Origin of the sequence: Rubrivirga sp. SAORIC476 (assembly GCF_002283555.1) — a bacterium.
GTDB lineage: Bacteria > Bacteroidota > Rhodothermia > Rhodothermales > Rubricoccaceae > Rubrivirga.
In genome coordinates this window covers 2,150,690-2,163,850 of record NZ_MVOI01000003.1, presented here as the reverse complement: position 1 = coordinate 2,163,850, position 13,161 = coordinate 2,150,690, and the positions used below count along the sequence as shown (strand labels likewise).

11 protein-coding genes are annotated in these 13,161 nt (G+C 72.7%); 9 read left to right on the top strand and 2 right to left on the bottom strand.

What is annotated here, in order from left to right:
• The 7 genes from B1759_RS10890 to B1759_RS10860 form a co-directional block, all read left to right on the top strand.
• On the top strand, window positions 1–388 hold a 388-nt coding region (locus tag B1759_RS10890), incomplete at its 5' end, for a T9SS type A sorting domain-containing protein (protein ID WP_143537345.1).
• Window positions 389–554: 166 nt separating this feature from the next.
• Window positions 555–1,658 carry an ADP-ribosylglycohydrolase family protein gene (locus B1759_RS10885; RefSeq protein ID WP_095515027.1) on the top strand — a complete coding sequence of 368 codons (1,104 nt, stop codon included), beginning with the start codon at window positions 555–557 and terminating at the stop codon, window positions 1,656–1,658.
• A 68-nt stretch (window positions 1,659–1,726) separates the two neighbouring features.
• On the top strand, window positions 1,727–3,313 hold the full coding sequence (locus tag B1759_RS10880; RefSeq protein ID WP_095515026.1) for a sodium:solute symporter: 1,587 nt from the start codon (window positions 1,727–1,729) through the stop codon (window positions 3,311–3,313).
• Window positions 3,314–3,317: 4 nt separating this feature from the next.
• Window positions 3,318–4,139, top strand: coding sequence for a lycopene cyclase domain-containing protein (locus B1759_RS10875; protein ID WP_095515025.1), 822 nt, complete (start codon window positions 3,318–3,320; stop codon window positions 4,137–4,139).
• A 67-nt stretch (window positions 4,140–4,206) separates the two neighbouring features.
• Window positions 4,207–6,339, top strand: coding sequence for a PfkB family carbohydrate kinase (locus B1759_RS19290; protein ID WP_143537344.1), 2,133 nt, complete (start codon window positions 4,207–4,209; stop codon window positions 6,337–6,339).
• Window positions 6,340–6,447: 108 nt separating this feature from the next.
• Window positions 6,448–7,884 carry an L-serine ammonia-lyase gene (locus B1759_RS10865; protein WP_198948816.1) on the top strand — a complete coding sequence of 479 codons (1,437 nt, stop codon included), beginning with the start codon at window positions 6,448–6,450 and terminating at the stop codon, window positions 7,882–7,884.
• 74 nt (window positions 7,885–7,958) lie between these two features.
• On the top strand, window positions 7,959–8,498 hold the full coding sequence (locus tag B1759_RS10860) for a hypothetical protein (RefSeq protein WP_095515024.1): 540 nt from the start codon (window positions 7,959–7,961) through the stop codon (window positions 8,496–8,498).
• 33 nt (window positions 8,499–8,531) lie between these two features.
• Here the strand turns inward: B1759_RS10860 and B1759_RS10855 are convergent, their stop codons facing one another.
• Window positions 8,532–11,120: a serine/threonine-protein kinase gene (locus B1759_RS10855; RefSeq protein WP_158225213.1), complete on the bottom strand. Its 2,589-nt coding sequence runs from the start codon at window positions 11,118–11,120 to the stop codon at window positions 8,532–8,534.
• A 118-nt stretch (window positions 11,121–11,238) separates the two neighbouring features.
• Here B1759_RS10855 and B1759_RS10850 point away from each other — a divergent pair, with 118 nt between their 5' ends.
• Together B1759_RS10850 and B1759_RS10845 are read left to right on the top strand one after the other, a co-directional pair.
• Window positions 11,239–11,649 (top strand): thioesterase family protein, encoded by a 411-nt coding sequence (locus B1759_RS10850; RefSeq protein WP_095515022.1) that lies wholly within the window; start codon window positions 11,239–11,241, stop codon window positions 11,647–11,649.
• A 95-nt stretch (window positions 11,650–11,744) separates the two neighbouring features.
• Window positions 11,745–12,644, top strand: a complete 900-nt coding sequence (locus B1759_RS10845) for an alpha/beta fold hydrolase (protein WP_095515021.1) — start codon at window positions 11,745–11,747, stop codon at window positions 12,642–12,644.
• Between the two features lie 2 nt (window positions 12,645–12,646).
• Here B1759_RS10845 and B1759_RS10840 read toward each other — a convergent pair whose 3' ends face one another.
• Window positions 12,647–13,144, bottom strand: coding sequence for an ATP-binding protein (locus tag B1759_RS10840; RefSeq protein WP_095515020.1), 498 nt, complete (start codon window positions 13,142–13,144; stop codon window positions 12,647–12,649).
• Between the last annotated feature and the right edge of the window lie 17 nt (window positions 13,145–13,161).

The following is a 13,161-nucleotide window of genomic DNA, read 5'->3' as shown; positions in this document are numbered from 1 at the left end:
CGTCGCGCGGACGCTGGAGGCGTTCACCGACGTGATCCCGTCGAGCGACTTTGCCGACGGCGCGAACGCGACCGACCGGTTCGTGCTGCGGATCGGCACCTCGGCCTCGGCTGAGGCGGCGATCACGGAGGTCGAGCTGACAGCGATCGCGCCGAACCCGTCGACGGGCTCGGCGCGGGTGTCGTTCGCGCTGCCGGAGGCCGGCACAGCGCGCGTGACGGTGTACGACGTGCGCGGCCGGTCGGTGGCGACGCTGGTGGACGGTCCGCTGAGCGCGGGTCGTCACGAGGCGACGCTGGACAGCGGCTCGCTGGCGGCGGGCGTCTACGTAGTCCGCCTGGAGGCGGCCGGCTCGGTCGTCACCCGTCAGGCTGTCGTCGTCCGCTAAGGACACCGCCGGTCGGGGCCTCCGGGCACCGGCCGGCATCCTGACAAGAACTAGCGGCGGCGGCCGCTCCCTCCGGGGGGCGGCCGCCGCTGCGTTGATGCCCCATCGCAACGAGGCCGAACGCGAGGACGACTGTAGGTTCAGAGACTCCTTCCCGGACTCGTCCATGCCCGCTCCGTCCTTTCGCTCCCGCGTCCGCGGCTGTCTGCTCGGGGGAGCCCTCGGCGATGCCCTCGGAGCCGACATCGAGTTTCTGAGCCACGACGAGATCGTCGCCCGCCACGGCCCCGACGGGCCAGACCACCTCGGCAGCGGCTACGGCGTCCTCGGGGCGATCACAGACGACACCCAGATGACGCTGTGGACGGCCGAGGGCTCACTCCGAGCCTACCGTCGTGGGGCGAGCCGCGGCATCGTGTCCGTCCCCGGCGTCGTGCTGCGCGCGTATTTCCGCTGGCTGGGCACTCAGGGGGAGGACCCCGACAAGCTCGCGGCGCGGACCAGCTGGCTCTACGCCATCGAGGCCCTCCACGCACGACGCGCACCGGGCATGACGTGTCTGGGCGCCCTCCGTGCCTGGAGCCAGAAGGGACCGAACGATCCGGAGCCGACCAACACCTCCAAGGGCTGCGGCGGGGTCATGCGAATGGCACCCGTCGGGCTGCTGAGCGACCGCCCCGGAGTCGCGTTCGACCTGGGGTGCAAAATCGCGAAGCTGACCCACGGGCACCCCACTGGAATCATTGCGTCGGGCGCGTTTGCCGTCGCCATCTGGCACCTCGCCGAGGGAGCCGACCTCGGGACGGCGTTGGCCCATGCTCGCCAGTCGGCCGCCGAGGCAGAGGGGGGCGAGGAGACCGTCGACGCCCTGGACCGGGCTCAGAGCCTGGCGACCGGCACACTCTCCGATGTCGACGCCGTCCACGCGCTCGGCACCGTGACGCCGGACGCCGGGCCTGGCTGGGTGGCGGAGGAGGCGCTCGCCGTCGCCGCACTGTGCGCGCGACGCTACCCGAGCAATCCGGAGCGGGCGCTGCGGATGGCCGTGACTCACACGGGCGACAGCGACTCGACGGGCGCCATCTGCGGAAACCTGCTCGGGGCCGCGCTCGGCGTCGACGCGCTGCCCGCACGGTGGGTCGGCGCCGTCGAGCTCCGCGACGCGATCCTCCAGATCGCCGACGACCTCCACGATGCACGGACCGTCCAGGTGGACTGGTACTACGGACCGAAAGGGCCGGGCTGGTACGACCGCTACCCCCCTGGCTAAGCTGTTCTGGAGGGCAGTGGAACCGCTTTCACTCGTCAGTTACCTTCACGGGTCCTCCATCCCCGCTCATGCCTGACTTCGCCCTCACTACGCTCGACATCTCGGCTGTCGTCCTCTACGCCCTCGTGATCTTCGGGATCGGGCTCTACTTCTCGCGCAAGACGGAAGACGGAGAGGACTACTTCCTCGCGGGGCGCTCGCTGAGTTGGGGCCTGATCGGCATCAGCCTGCTCGCGTCCAACCTGTCGTCGTCGTCGATGATCGGCATGGCAGGCGAGGCGTACGGCGGCATCGGGCTGGCCGTGTTCAACTACGAGTGGATGGCGGCGATGGTGCTCGTCGTCTTCGTGCTGTTCTTCCTGCCGTTCTACATCAAGACGGGCATCTACACGATGCCGGAGTTCCTGGAGAAGCGGTTCGACGGGCGCAGCAGGGTGTACTTCTCTGCGATGAGCATCTTCCTCTCGGTCGTGGTGGACACGGCCGCGGCACTGTTCGCGGGTGCGCTGGTGGTCCAGCTCGTCTACCCGGACTTCCCCATGTGGATCACGATGGCGATCCTGGCGCTGGTGGCCGGGGCCTATACCATCGCAGGCGGCCTGAAGGCGGTCGTCTACACGGACGCCATCCAGGGCACGCTGCTCTTGCTGGGCGCGGGCGCCGTGTCCGTGATGGCCTGGAACGCCGTCGGTGGCTGGGATGCCGTGACTGCCGTGACCCCGCCCGACCGGCTCGACCTGATCCAGCCCATCGACGTGGAGAACGGGATGCCGTGGCCGGGGCTCATCACAGGCGTGTTCCTGCTGGGCTTCTATTTCTGGACCACCAACCAGTTCATGGTCCAGCGCGTGCTGGGTGCCAAGAACCTCGACCACGGGCGCTGGGGCGCGCTCTTCGGCGGCCTGCTGAAGCTGCCCGTCCTCTTCCTGATGGTGATGCCGGGCACGTTCGCCCGCGTCCTCTACCCCAACCTGGAGCGCGCCGACCAGGTCTTCCCGACGCTCCTCTTCGACCTTCTCCCGGACGGCTTCCGCGCGCTCGTGCTGACGGCCATGCTGGCCGCCATCATGTCGTCGGTGGACTCGACGCTCAACGCTGCCTCGACGCTGGTCTCGATGGACTTCATCAAGCGAAAGAACCCCAGCATCTCTCCGAAGGCGCTCGTCCGTGTGGGGCGGATGGTGACGGCGGCGTGCATGATCTTCGCCATCGCGTGGAGCCCCGTCATCGTCGGCTTCGACACGCTGTGGAGCTACCTCCAGACGACCCTGGCGTACGTGGCGCCGCCCGCCCTGGCCCTGTTCTTCCTGGGTGTCTTCTGGAAGCGCGCCAACGCGACGGGCGCCATCGCAGGCATGGCTGCCGGTCACCTCGCCGCGGTCGGGTTCCTGATCCTGAGCATCACCGACACGTTCCAGATCAACTTCCTCTACCTCGCCCCCATCCTCCTGGTGATCGCAATGGCCGTGATGGTGGTCGTGAGCCTGCAGGGCGAGGCGCCGCCAGAGGACAAGACGGCGGACACGACCTGGACGCCCGCCTTCTTCAAGGCCGAGAGCGCTGAGTTGGCCAACGTCGCGTGGTGGAAGAACTACCGCATCCAGTCGGCCATCCTGGTGACGCTGACGGCGATTCTGGTGGGCTTCTTCTGGTAGCGCCATGCGCCCGCCCGCCTCGGTCCCGGGGCGGCCGGAGCCGACACCATGGGCGGCTTCGGGTCGGCGGGCGCGGAACCATTCCGCGGGACGGTCGAACCTGCCCTCCCTCGCCACCGGACCCCTGACCTACCTCCAGTTCCACCTCGCGTTCACGTTGCCGGTGCTCGTCGCGCTGGCTCTCCTCCAACGACGGACGCGCGAGCCGTGGTGGCCGCTCGGGGTGCTCGTCGGCGTGGCGTTCGTCTACACGACCCCGTGGGACAACTACCTCGTCGCGCGCGCCATCTGGACGTACCCGCCCGAGGCGGTCATGGCGACGGTCGGCTACGTGCCGGTCGAGGAGTACGCCTTCTTCGTCATCCAGACGGTCATCACGGGTCTGTGGACGCGTCTTCTGCAGGCGCGCTGGCCGGTCCGCGTGCAGCCCGAGGCGGACCTGCGCGTGCGGGCGATCGGGGCGAGCGTGTTCGGCGTGCTGGCGCTCCTCGGCGTCGCCTGCCTCGTCGCGGCCGGGCACTGGCTGTACCTCGGGCTGATCGTCGCCTGGGCGTTCCCCGTGCTCGCGGGCATGTGGTGGCTGGGCGGTCACCTGATCTGGGCCCGCCGCCGCCTCGTCGCCTGGGCCGTCGTCCCGATCACGCTCTACCTCTGGGTCGCCGACCGGATCGCCATCGGGCTCGGCATCTGGGACATCACCGACGCGACGCGGACAGGCTGGGAGATCCTCGGCCTGCCCGTCGAGGAGGCGCTGTTCTTCCTGGTCACCAACCTGCTCGTCGCCCAGGGGCTGGTGATGCTGGAGAGAGTCCGGAGAGACGGGTGAAGGGCTTCCCCCTCGCCTCTCGGCCATCCTCGCGAGCCCCCTGTCCCCTCACCGTTTCCCTTCACCCGTGACAGCCCTCGACCTCCTCCGCGACTCGCTGACCGAGGCGGGCTTCCTGGCGTCGCCCACCGACCGCACCAACTACCGGCGCGTCTGGGCGCGCGACGGCGTCATCTGCGGCCTCGCCGGGCTCGCCTCTGGCGACGACGACCTGGCGGAAGGGCTGCGCCGAACCGTAGAAACACTCTTCGCGCACGTCGGGCCTCAGGGGCAGGTGCCGTCCAACGTCGCCATCGGCGCCGACGGGCGGACGAAGGCGGTCAGCTACGGCGGGCTGGCCGGGCGCGTCGACGCCGGACCGTGGGCGGTGCTCGGCGCGGCGGTGTGGGCCCGGCACGCGGGCGACACCGCCTGGGCGGCACACCACGCGACGCGGGTCGACGGCGTCCTCAGACTGCTCGACGCCTGGGAGTTCAACGGCCGCGGTCTCGTCTACGTCCCCCAGTCGGGCGACTGGGCCGACGAGTACGACCTCCATGGGTACCTGCTCTTCGACCAGGTGCTCCGGCTGCTGGCGCTCCGGGCGTGGGCGCCGTTCGCCCCATCGCCCGCCTCGGTGACCGAGCGAGCCCACCACCTCCACGCCCTCATCGAAGCCACGTTCTGGCCGAGCGCCGACGGAGACGCCGCGGGCGCCTACCACCCCGCCGCGTTCGAGCAGGCGCAGGCCGACCCGTCCCCGTTCCCCTTCGCCGCGCTGACGCCCGGGGGGTACGCGCGCCGCTTCGACGCGCTCGGCAGCGCCCTCGCCGTCCTCGCCGACCTCTGGCCCGACCGACGCGACGCGCTCCTCGACCACGGGCTCACGCTGGCGGGGCAGACCGCTCCGGGCCTCGTCCCTGCCTTCGCCCCGACCGTCCGCGAGGGGGACGACGGGTGGGCGACGCTCCGCGGCAACACGCGCGACCACTTCTCGAACCGCCCCGGGCACTACCACAACGGCGGGTGCTGGCCGATGGTCAACGGCTGGTGGGTCGCCGCCCTCGCCCACGCCGACCGCACCTCCGACGCCGAGGCGCTCCTCGCGCGCACCGAGGCCGCCAACGCCGGGGTCTTCCCCGAGTACCTCGACGCGGAGCAGGGCGAGCGGCTGGGCACGACGCCGCTGGCCTGGAGCGCCGCTGGCGTCGTGCTCGGCCGCGCGGCGCTCCAGGGCGCGGGCCTCTCGGAGTGGACGGCCCCCGAGCCCCCCTCCGACTCGGCCCATGAGATCGACGGCCCGCCGAGCGTCGTCGTCGCGGGCGAGGTGCTGGTCGACTTCATCACCACCGAGACCGTCGACGACCTGGGGGCGGCGGCGCAGTTCGAGCGCCACGCAGGCGGGAGCCCCGCCAACCTGGCCACCAACCTCGCCCGCCTCGGCGTCCCCGTGACCCTGGTCGCGACCGTCGGCGACGACAGCCTGGGGCGCTTCGTGACGCGCGAGGTCGAGCGCACCGGCGTCGCGGCCCGCATGGGGACCCGCGTCGAGGACCCGACGAGCGTCGTCACGGTGGCACGGTCTGCCGGGACGCCCGACTTCGCCGTCTACCGGACCGCGGACCGCTACCTCACGCCCGACCAGTTGCCGGACCGCCTGCTGCGGCAAGCGGGCGTCTTCCACACGTCCGGCTTCGCGCTCAGCCGCGAGCCCGCCCGCGCGACCCTGTTAGATGCCGCCCGCCGGGCCGCCCGCCTCGGGGTGACGATCTCCATCGACATCAACTTCGCCCCCCGCTCGGAGGCCAGGAGGCTCGAGAAGCAGGACGCCGCCCGCCAGATCCTGGCCCTCGGCCCGCTCGTCAAGTGCAGCCACGACGACCTCGCCCGCCTGTGGGGCGCGGACGCCGCCAGCGACGACGCGGCGGCCGACCGCCTCGTGGACCTCGGCGCCTCGCTCGTCTGCCTGACCCGTGGGCCGGACGGTGCCCTCGTCGTGTGGGACGGCGGCCGCGCCGAGGTCGACGCCGAGCCGGTCGACGCCGTCGACGCGACGGGCGCGGGCGACGCCTTCTGGTCCGGCTTCCTGGCCGCGTGGCTCGGTGGGCAGACGCCCCCCGACTGTGCCCGCGCGGGCGCTCGCATGGCGGCCCTCAAGCTGGCCCGCGTCGGTCCTCTGCCGGACCGCGTCGACGCGGCCGCCGTGCTCGGGACGGGGTGACCGGCGCGCACTGACGACGCCGCGGACGGGAGGCGGCCGAAGGGCCCGCCAGTCGGGAGTTCAGCGAAAGGCCACGGCGGGCGGCCCCGCTGTGCCGACCTTGCGCGCATGACCGAGACCCCCAGACCGGAGGCGCTGAGCGTCTTCGACATGCTCAAGATCGGCGTCGGCCCGTCGTCGTCCCACACGCTGGGCCCGTGGCGGGCCGTGCAGCGCTGGCTCGGGGCGCTCGACGAGGCGGGCCTGGCCGGCCGCGTCGAGGCCGTGCAGATCCACCTCTACGGCTCACTCGCGCTCACCGGCCGCGGGCACTGCACCGACCAAGCCGTCATGCTGGCGCTCCTCGGGCACGACCCCGTGACCGTCGACGTGGACCGGATCGCGGCGTACATCGCCGACCTCCGCCTCGACCGGACCGTCGAGGTGGGCGGCCGGGCAGTGTCCTTCGATCCCGCAGCCGACATCGTCTTTCACCCGTCTGAGCGGCTGCCGGGCCACGCGAACGGAATGGCGTGCGAGGCCGTGATCGACGGCGAGAGGCAGCGGTCGGTCTACTACTCTGTCGGCGGGGGCTTCGTGGTGGCCGAGGGCGAGGCCCGGGCACAGGCCGAGGGCGTCCGCCTGCCGCGGCCTGCGCAGGTCCCGGCCGAGATGCTGGCCCACTGCCGCGACGCCGACTGCCGCATCGCCGACAGCGTCTGGGCCAACGAGCGGGCGTGGCGCACAGACGCTGAAATCCGCGCGGGCGTGCTCGCGCTGTGGGACGTGATGCGGGAAGGCGTCTTCCGCGGCTGTCACACCGACGGCGTGCTGCCGGGCGGCCTGGGCGTCGAGCGCCGCGCCGCCGCCCTCGCCCGCCGCCTCCTGCCCGACGACGACGCGACCACCGCGCACGAATGGATCTCCGCGATCCGCACGCAGACGTACCGCTTTCCACAGATCCTGCAGTGGGTGAGCGCCTTCGCGCTGGCGGTCAACGAGGAGAACGCGAACCTGGGGCGCGTGGTGACGGCGCCCACGAACGGCGCCGCGGGTGTCATCCCGGCCGTCCTGTTCTACCACGTCTGCTTCTCCGAGGAGCCCGTGACCGAGGACGAGATCGTCGACTTCCTGCTGGTGGCGGGCGAGGTGGGGACCTTCTTCAAGAAGGGGGCGACCATCTCGGCAGCGATGGGCGGCTGCCAGGCCGAGGTGGGCGTGTCGAGCGCGATGGCGGCGGCGGCGCTCTGCGAGGCCGAGGGCGGCACCCCCGCGCAGGCCTTCCAGGCGGCCGAGATCGCCATGGAGCACCACCTCGGCATGACGTGCGATCCCATCGGCGGGCTCGTCCAGATCCCCTGCATCGAGCGCAACACGATGGGCGCGGTCAAGGCCATCAACGCGGCGCAGCTCGCCCACGCCGGGATGCCGGAGCAGGCGCGCGTCTCGCTCGACGCCGTCATCCAGACGCTCCGCCAGACGGCCGAGGACATGTCCGACAAGTACAAGGAGACCAGCCAGGGCGGACTGGCGACCAACGTGTCGGTTCGCTTCACAGAATGCTAACGGAGCGCGAGCCGTCTGCCTGACAGCCGTTCGGGCGCTTCGCGGTAGAGTGGGGTAGACCTTACCCCTATCCCATGACACGGATTGCTCCCCTCCTGCTCGCCCTCACCCTTACGCTGGGCGCGTGCGACACGGCCGCCCCCTCCTCCGAGGCGGACGCCACCGCTGCCCCCGCCCCCATGGCCAACGCCAAGTCGGACGCCGTCCACCGCATCACCGAGGCCGTCAGCGTCTTCGTCGAAGGTGACCGCGTCTTGCTGGAGGTCGAGGGCCGGGTGGTCGACCTCGGCGCGGGCGAGGCCTACCTGATCGGCCAGACGCTCGCGCGCGTCGGCTACGAGACGCTCTCGCCTGAGATGGCCGAGGTGTTTCCCCGCGGTCCGCGCGGTGGCGACAAGTGCGAGCCCCCGCCGCCGGGCGCGGCTGTGCTGGCCGTCGGCGGGTCGGTCTTCGCCGGTGGTGGCGGGGGGTGCCCGCCGCCGCCGCCGCCGTTCGCCCTCCAGAAGGTCGAAGTCCTCTCGCAGTTCCTCGGCGGAGCGCCGGTCGAGATCGTCGGGGCCCCCGAGGGAGCGGAGTGGATGTCGATCCCGGGTGGCTTCACGGCGCCCTACTGATCCTCCCGCCGTCCGACTCTTGCGGGGTCGAGCCTACGACGGGCTCGGCCCCGCGTCGCGTTTGAGACCGTCGATCTGGCGCCGGACGCCGTCGGCGGCTCGCGCCTGCCCGCTGGCGTCGAGCGCCTGGGCGAGCTTCTCCAGCACACTGAGGCGGAGCCCGCCGGTCGGCTCTACCTGAGCCAACTCCGCGTCGAGCCGGCGAAGCATCGCGAGGCCCTCCGAGGCCCGGCCGGTTTGGGCGAGCGCGAGGGCACGCTGGGCGCGAGCCGCCTGCGTGCGGGGGTCGTCGGCCCCGAGATCTTCCGCGAATGTGGCGGCGCCGGTCGTCAGCAGGGGGAGCGCCTCGGTGGGCCGGTCGGTACTCAGCAAAAGGGCGCCCAGCCCGACGCGGGCGTACTCGCGCCAGAGGTGGTCGCCGTCCAGCGTCGACGCCTCGTAGGCGGTGAGGGCGTCGCGGTAGTAGCGCTCGGCGGCGGCCGGGTCGGCGGCGTGGTTGAGGACGGCGAGCGTGTAGAGGCTCCGCCCGGTGCGGTAGTCGCCGCGCCCGTAGGCGCGCTCGTACACTGCGAGCGCCTGCGCGTGCAGTTGCGACGCCTCCTCGGTGTCACCTGCGGTCTGGACGGCGTTGGCGCGGTCGTAGAGCGCATCGGCTGTGCGGGGGTCCGTCGGGCCGAAGGCCCGCACCGCAAGGCCGGTGGCCTGCCGGAACAGGGGAAGCGCAGCGTCGAGGCTGTCGCTGTCGGTGAGCTGGATGGCGAGTCCGGTGAGGGCCTCGACGCGGAGCGCAGGTTTCCGTGCATGGCGCACGGCGGACCGCATGAGCGCCGTCGCCGCCTCCGTGTCGCCGCGCCGCTCGCGGACGGTCCCGAGCACGACCTGCGCCTCGGCGAGCGCATCGGGGTCGCGCCCCTCGGCCAGCAAGCGGACGGCCTCCTCGCCCGCCTCGATGGCTTCGTCGTACCGGCGCTCGGCGATGCGCGAGCGGGCGAGGAGCGTCAGCGGGGCGGCGAGCTCGGCGTGGTCCGCCCCCTGCACGCGTCGGCGCACGTCGACGGCGCGCGACAGCACCGAGTCGGCGGTGGCGAACAGGCCCAGCCCGACGCCCAGGCGGCCCAGGCCTTCCAGCAGCGACGCCTGCACGAGCGGCTGGTCGTCCAGCGCGGCGGCCTGCCGCAGGCCCGGCGCCAGCAGGTCGGCCGGGCGGAGCTGCCCGCCCTCCAACTCGACCGGGTCGACGGCCTCGAACATGCCCAGCACGTAGTCGAGTGTGGCGTTCGCGCGGGCGGCCTCGCGCGCCGTCTCGCGCGCCTGCCACAGCACCGCCGCCGTGCCGCCCACGAGCGCGAGCGCGAGCGCGGCGGTGACCGAGACGGCCAGCGCGTGGCGGCGGACGAACCGGTTCGCGCGGTAGCCCCACCCGTCCCCCCGGGCCCGGACGGGGCGGCCCTCAACGTGGCGGCGGAGGTCGACCGCCAGTTCCGCGGCCGTCGCGTAGCGGCGCTCGGGCTCCTTGCGGAGCGCCTGCAGCACGATCGCGTCGAGGTCGCCCCGCAGGCGCTTCGGCGGCGCGGCCCAACGGTCCGGGTCCCCCCCGCGAGCGGGATTCTCGGCCTTGGGCGCGTCGGCGGGCAGAGGGGCGGCCGTGCGCGTCGTCGTGCGGACCGCCTCGCTGGGGCGCGTCGGCTGGGCCTCGCGGACGACGCGGGCGACCTCGGCCGGGGCGCGGCTCGCGAACCCGTACGGCCGCTTGCCGACGAGCAGTTCGTAGGCCATCACCCCGAGCGCGTACACGTCCGTGGCCGCGGTGACGGGCTCGCCCGCGACCTGCTCCGGCGCGGCGTAGGCCGGCGTGAGCGCGCCGCCGCCCGTCTGCGTGAGCAGTTCCTCGTCGTCCTCGTCGAGCGCCTTGGCGATGCCGAAGTCGAGCAGCTTGACCTGCGGGGCGCCGGTCTCGTCCTCGGCCACGAACACATTGGACGGCTTGAGGTCACGGTGGACGATCAGCAGCCGGTGCGCGTGGGCGACGGCGTCGCAGACGTCCAGCAGAAGCGCGAGGCGGGCGTCGGTGTCGAGGTCGTGCGCCGCGGCGTAGGCCGTCAGCGGGACGCCGTCGACGCGCTCCATGATGAAGTACGGGCGGCCGTCGGGCGTGACGCCGCCGTCGAGCAGCCGCGCGATGCCGGGGTGGTCCAACCGCGCCAGCACGCGGCGCTCCCGGGCGAACCGCCGCGCCGCGTCCGCGGTCGCCTTGCCGTGCTGGACCAGCTTCAGCGCGACCGTCTTCTCGAACGTCCCGTCGACCCGCTCGGCGGCGTAGACGATGCCCATCCCACCGCGCCCCAGCTCCCCCACCACGCGGTACCCGCCGACGCCCTCGACCGGCGGCGGCGCGAACAGCTCCTCCAAGCCCCCATCCAGCAGCGTGTGGGACTCCGCGTCGAACGCCATCAGGTCGTCGACGGCCTGGCGGAGCGCGGTGTCCTCGCCGCACGCCTCGTCGAGGAACGCCTCGCGGTCAACGGTCGGCACGTCGTAGGCCTCGCCCGCGATATCGAGCGAGCGGCGCAGGCGGTCGGAGGTCGGGTCGCGCTCGGCGACGGAGTCGTCGTCGGAGGCCATGGGGAGGACAAACCAGGGAGGCGCAGTATCGGGACGGACCGATCCCCGGACAACCGGCCGCCCCGCGGCGGAACGCGCCGCGCCGTCTCGTCGTGGAGGCGGGCCCCGCGACACCGCCATGCCAGACCCGCTCTACACCGCCCGCATCCCCGTCCGCTGGGGCGACCAGGACGCCCTCGGCCACGTCAACAACACCGTCTACCTGCGCTACGTCGAGCAGGCGCGCATCGAGTTCCTGGAGTCGCTGGCCGACGAGGGCTGGCCGGGCGCGCCGGACACAGGCCCGATCCTGGCCGCCGCCGAGTTGCAGTTTCGGCGCCCCATCCACTACCCGGCGACGGTGGTCGTGAACGTCTTCAGCGCCGGCCCCGGGCGCACGTCGTTCCCGCTCGACAGCGTCCTCACGGTCGAGGGTGACGAGGAGACGGTCTACGCCGACGTCAAGGCGACACTCGTCTGGGTCGACAGCCGGACGGGCCGGCCGACGCCGCTCCCCGACGTGATCCGGGACGCGCTAGACGGCCAGTAGCCAGCGGGGCCGGGCCAGTGGCAGACAAACGCCGCCGGCTCTGCCACTCCCCACTGCCCACCCTCCACTGCCCACTCCCTACTGGCCTCCTCCCGATGTTCGGCTTCCTCCGCGCCCTCGACCCCGTCGCCCGCGCCGTCGACAAGGCGCGCCGCGACGCCCGCGCCGCGGCCGGGCTGGAGCGCCGCGCCGTCCGCCTCGGCGACGGCCGCGAGGTGGTGTACCTCGACCAGGGCGGCGACCGTCCGCCGCTCGTGCTGCTCCACGGCATCGGCGCGAGCAAGGACCACTGGCCACGCCTGGCCAAGCGGATGCGGGAGCGCGTCCGCGTGATCGCGCCCGACCTGCCGGGCTTCGGCGAGAGCGACTTGACCGGCGACCTGTCGATGGCCGGCCAGGGCGAGGCCGTCGTCGCGTTCTTGGACGCGCTCGGGCTGGACCGCGTCCACCTCGCGGGCTCGTCGATGGGCGGGCGCATCGCCGCCGAGGTGGCCCACCGCCACGCCGACCGCCTGCGGTCGCTCTGGCTCTTGGCTCCGGCAGGTGCCGAGGGCGAGCGGCCGAGCGAGATGATCGAGGGCTTCTTCGCGGGCGAGGGCGTGCCCCTCTTCGCGCGGACGCCCGCCGAGTACACGGCGTCGATCCAGTTCACGATGCGCCGCCCGCCCGCCATCCCGAAGCCCGCGCTCCGCGTCCTCGCCGCCGAGAGCGCCGCCGCCTACGACCACACCGTCCAGGTCTTCGTCGACATGACGTACGAGTTCGCGACCGGGGCCACGACGGAGGAGTTGCTGGACGGCCTCCCCATCCCGACGCTCCTGACATGGGGCGACGCCGACCGCGTCCTCCACCCGTCCGGCGCCGACTCGATCGCGGCCGTCCTCCCCGATGCCACGGTCCACCTCATGCCCGAGGTGGGCCACCTGCCGATGATGGAGGACCCGACCGCGACCGCCCGCGACGGGCTGGCGTTTCTGGACCGGGTCGGTGCCTGAGGTCAGCCCGTCTGGACCGCCGTGGCGACCGCTCGTTCGGACTCGGTGGGGCGCTCGAACCGGCTCTCCATGAAGTCGAACATCTCGGGCGTGACCTCGAACGCAAAGGTGTCGCCCCTGGTAGCGTTTCGGTCGAGCACGCGCCTCCTGCGAAGATCGTGGGGCGCCTCGACGATGTGCAGCCGGACCGGGAGCGCGGCGGCGCGGGTCCGCTCTGCGAACTCCGTGCGGCTGGCGACGGTCGTGAACCCCAGGTCCAGCACCACGTCGCCCCCGGCCGTCGCGCACGCGGAGGCGGTCGCCCAGATACGCTGCTCGCACCGCCGGACCCTCTCCATGATCCACGCGAAGTCGAGCGGTCGCGGAAGGTCCGGTCCGTAGAGCTGGTGCATCCACTCGTCGATCGAGAAGCGGACCCCGCCGGTCTCATCGGCGAGGCGGCGCGCGTACGTCGACTTGCCAGCACCCTGCGGCCCGATGATGAGGTGGACGGTTCCCATAGGAGTCTGGGGAGTTG

Coding starts and splice junctions, on each gene's coding strand:
- B1759_RS10885 (WP_095515027.1), top strand. CDS start 555: ATGCCCGCTCCGTCCTTTCGCTCCCGCGTCCGCGGCTGTCTGCTCGGG.
- B1759_RS10880 (WP_095515026.1), top strand. CDS start 1,727: ATGCCTGACTTCGCCCTCACTACGCTCGACATCTCGGCTGTCGTCCTC.
- B1759_RS10875 (WP_095515025.1), top strand. CDS start 3,318: ATGCGCCCGCCCGCCTCGGTCCCGGGGCGGCCGGAGCCGACACCATGG.
- B1759_RS10865 (WP_198948816.1), top strand. CDS start 6,448: ATGACCGAGACCCCCAGACCGGAGGCGCTGAGCGTCTTCGACATGCTC.
- B1759_RS10860 (WP_095515024.1), top strand. CDS start 7,959: ATGACACGGATTGCTCCCCTCCTGCTCGCCCTCACCCTTACGCTGGGC.
- B1759_RS10855 (WP_158225213.1), bottom strand. CDS start 11,120: ATGGCCTCCGACGACGACTCCGTCGCCGAGCGCGACCCGACCTCCGAC.
- B1759_RS10850 (WP_095515022.1), top strand. CDS start 11,239: ATGCCAGACCCGCTCTACACCGCCCGCATCCCCGTCCGCTGGGGCGAC.
- B1759_RS10845 (WP_095515021.1), top strand. CDS start 11,745: ATGTTCGGCTTCCTCCGCGCCCTCGACCCCGTCGCCCGCGCCGTCGAC.
- B1759_RS10840 (WP_095515020.1), bottom strand. CDS start 13,144: ATGGGAACCGTCCACCTCATCATCGGGCCGCAGGGTGCTGGCAAGTCG.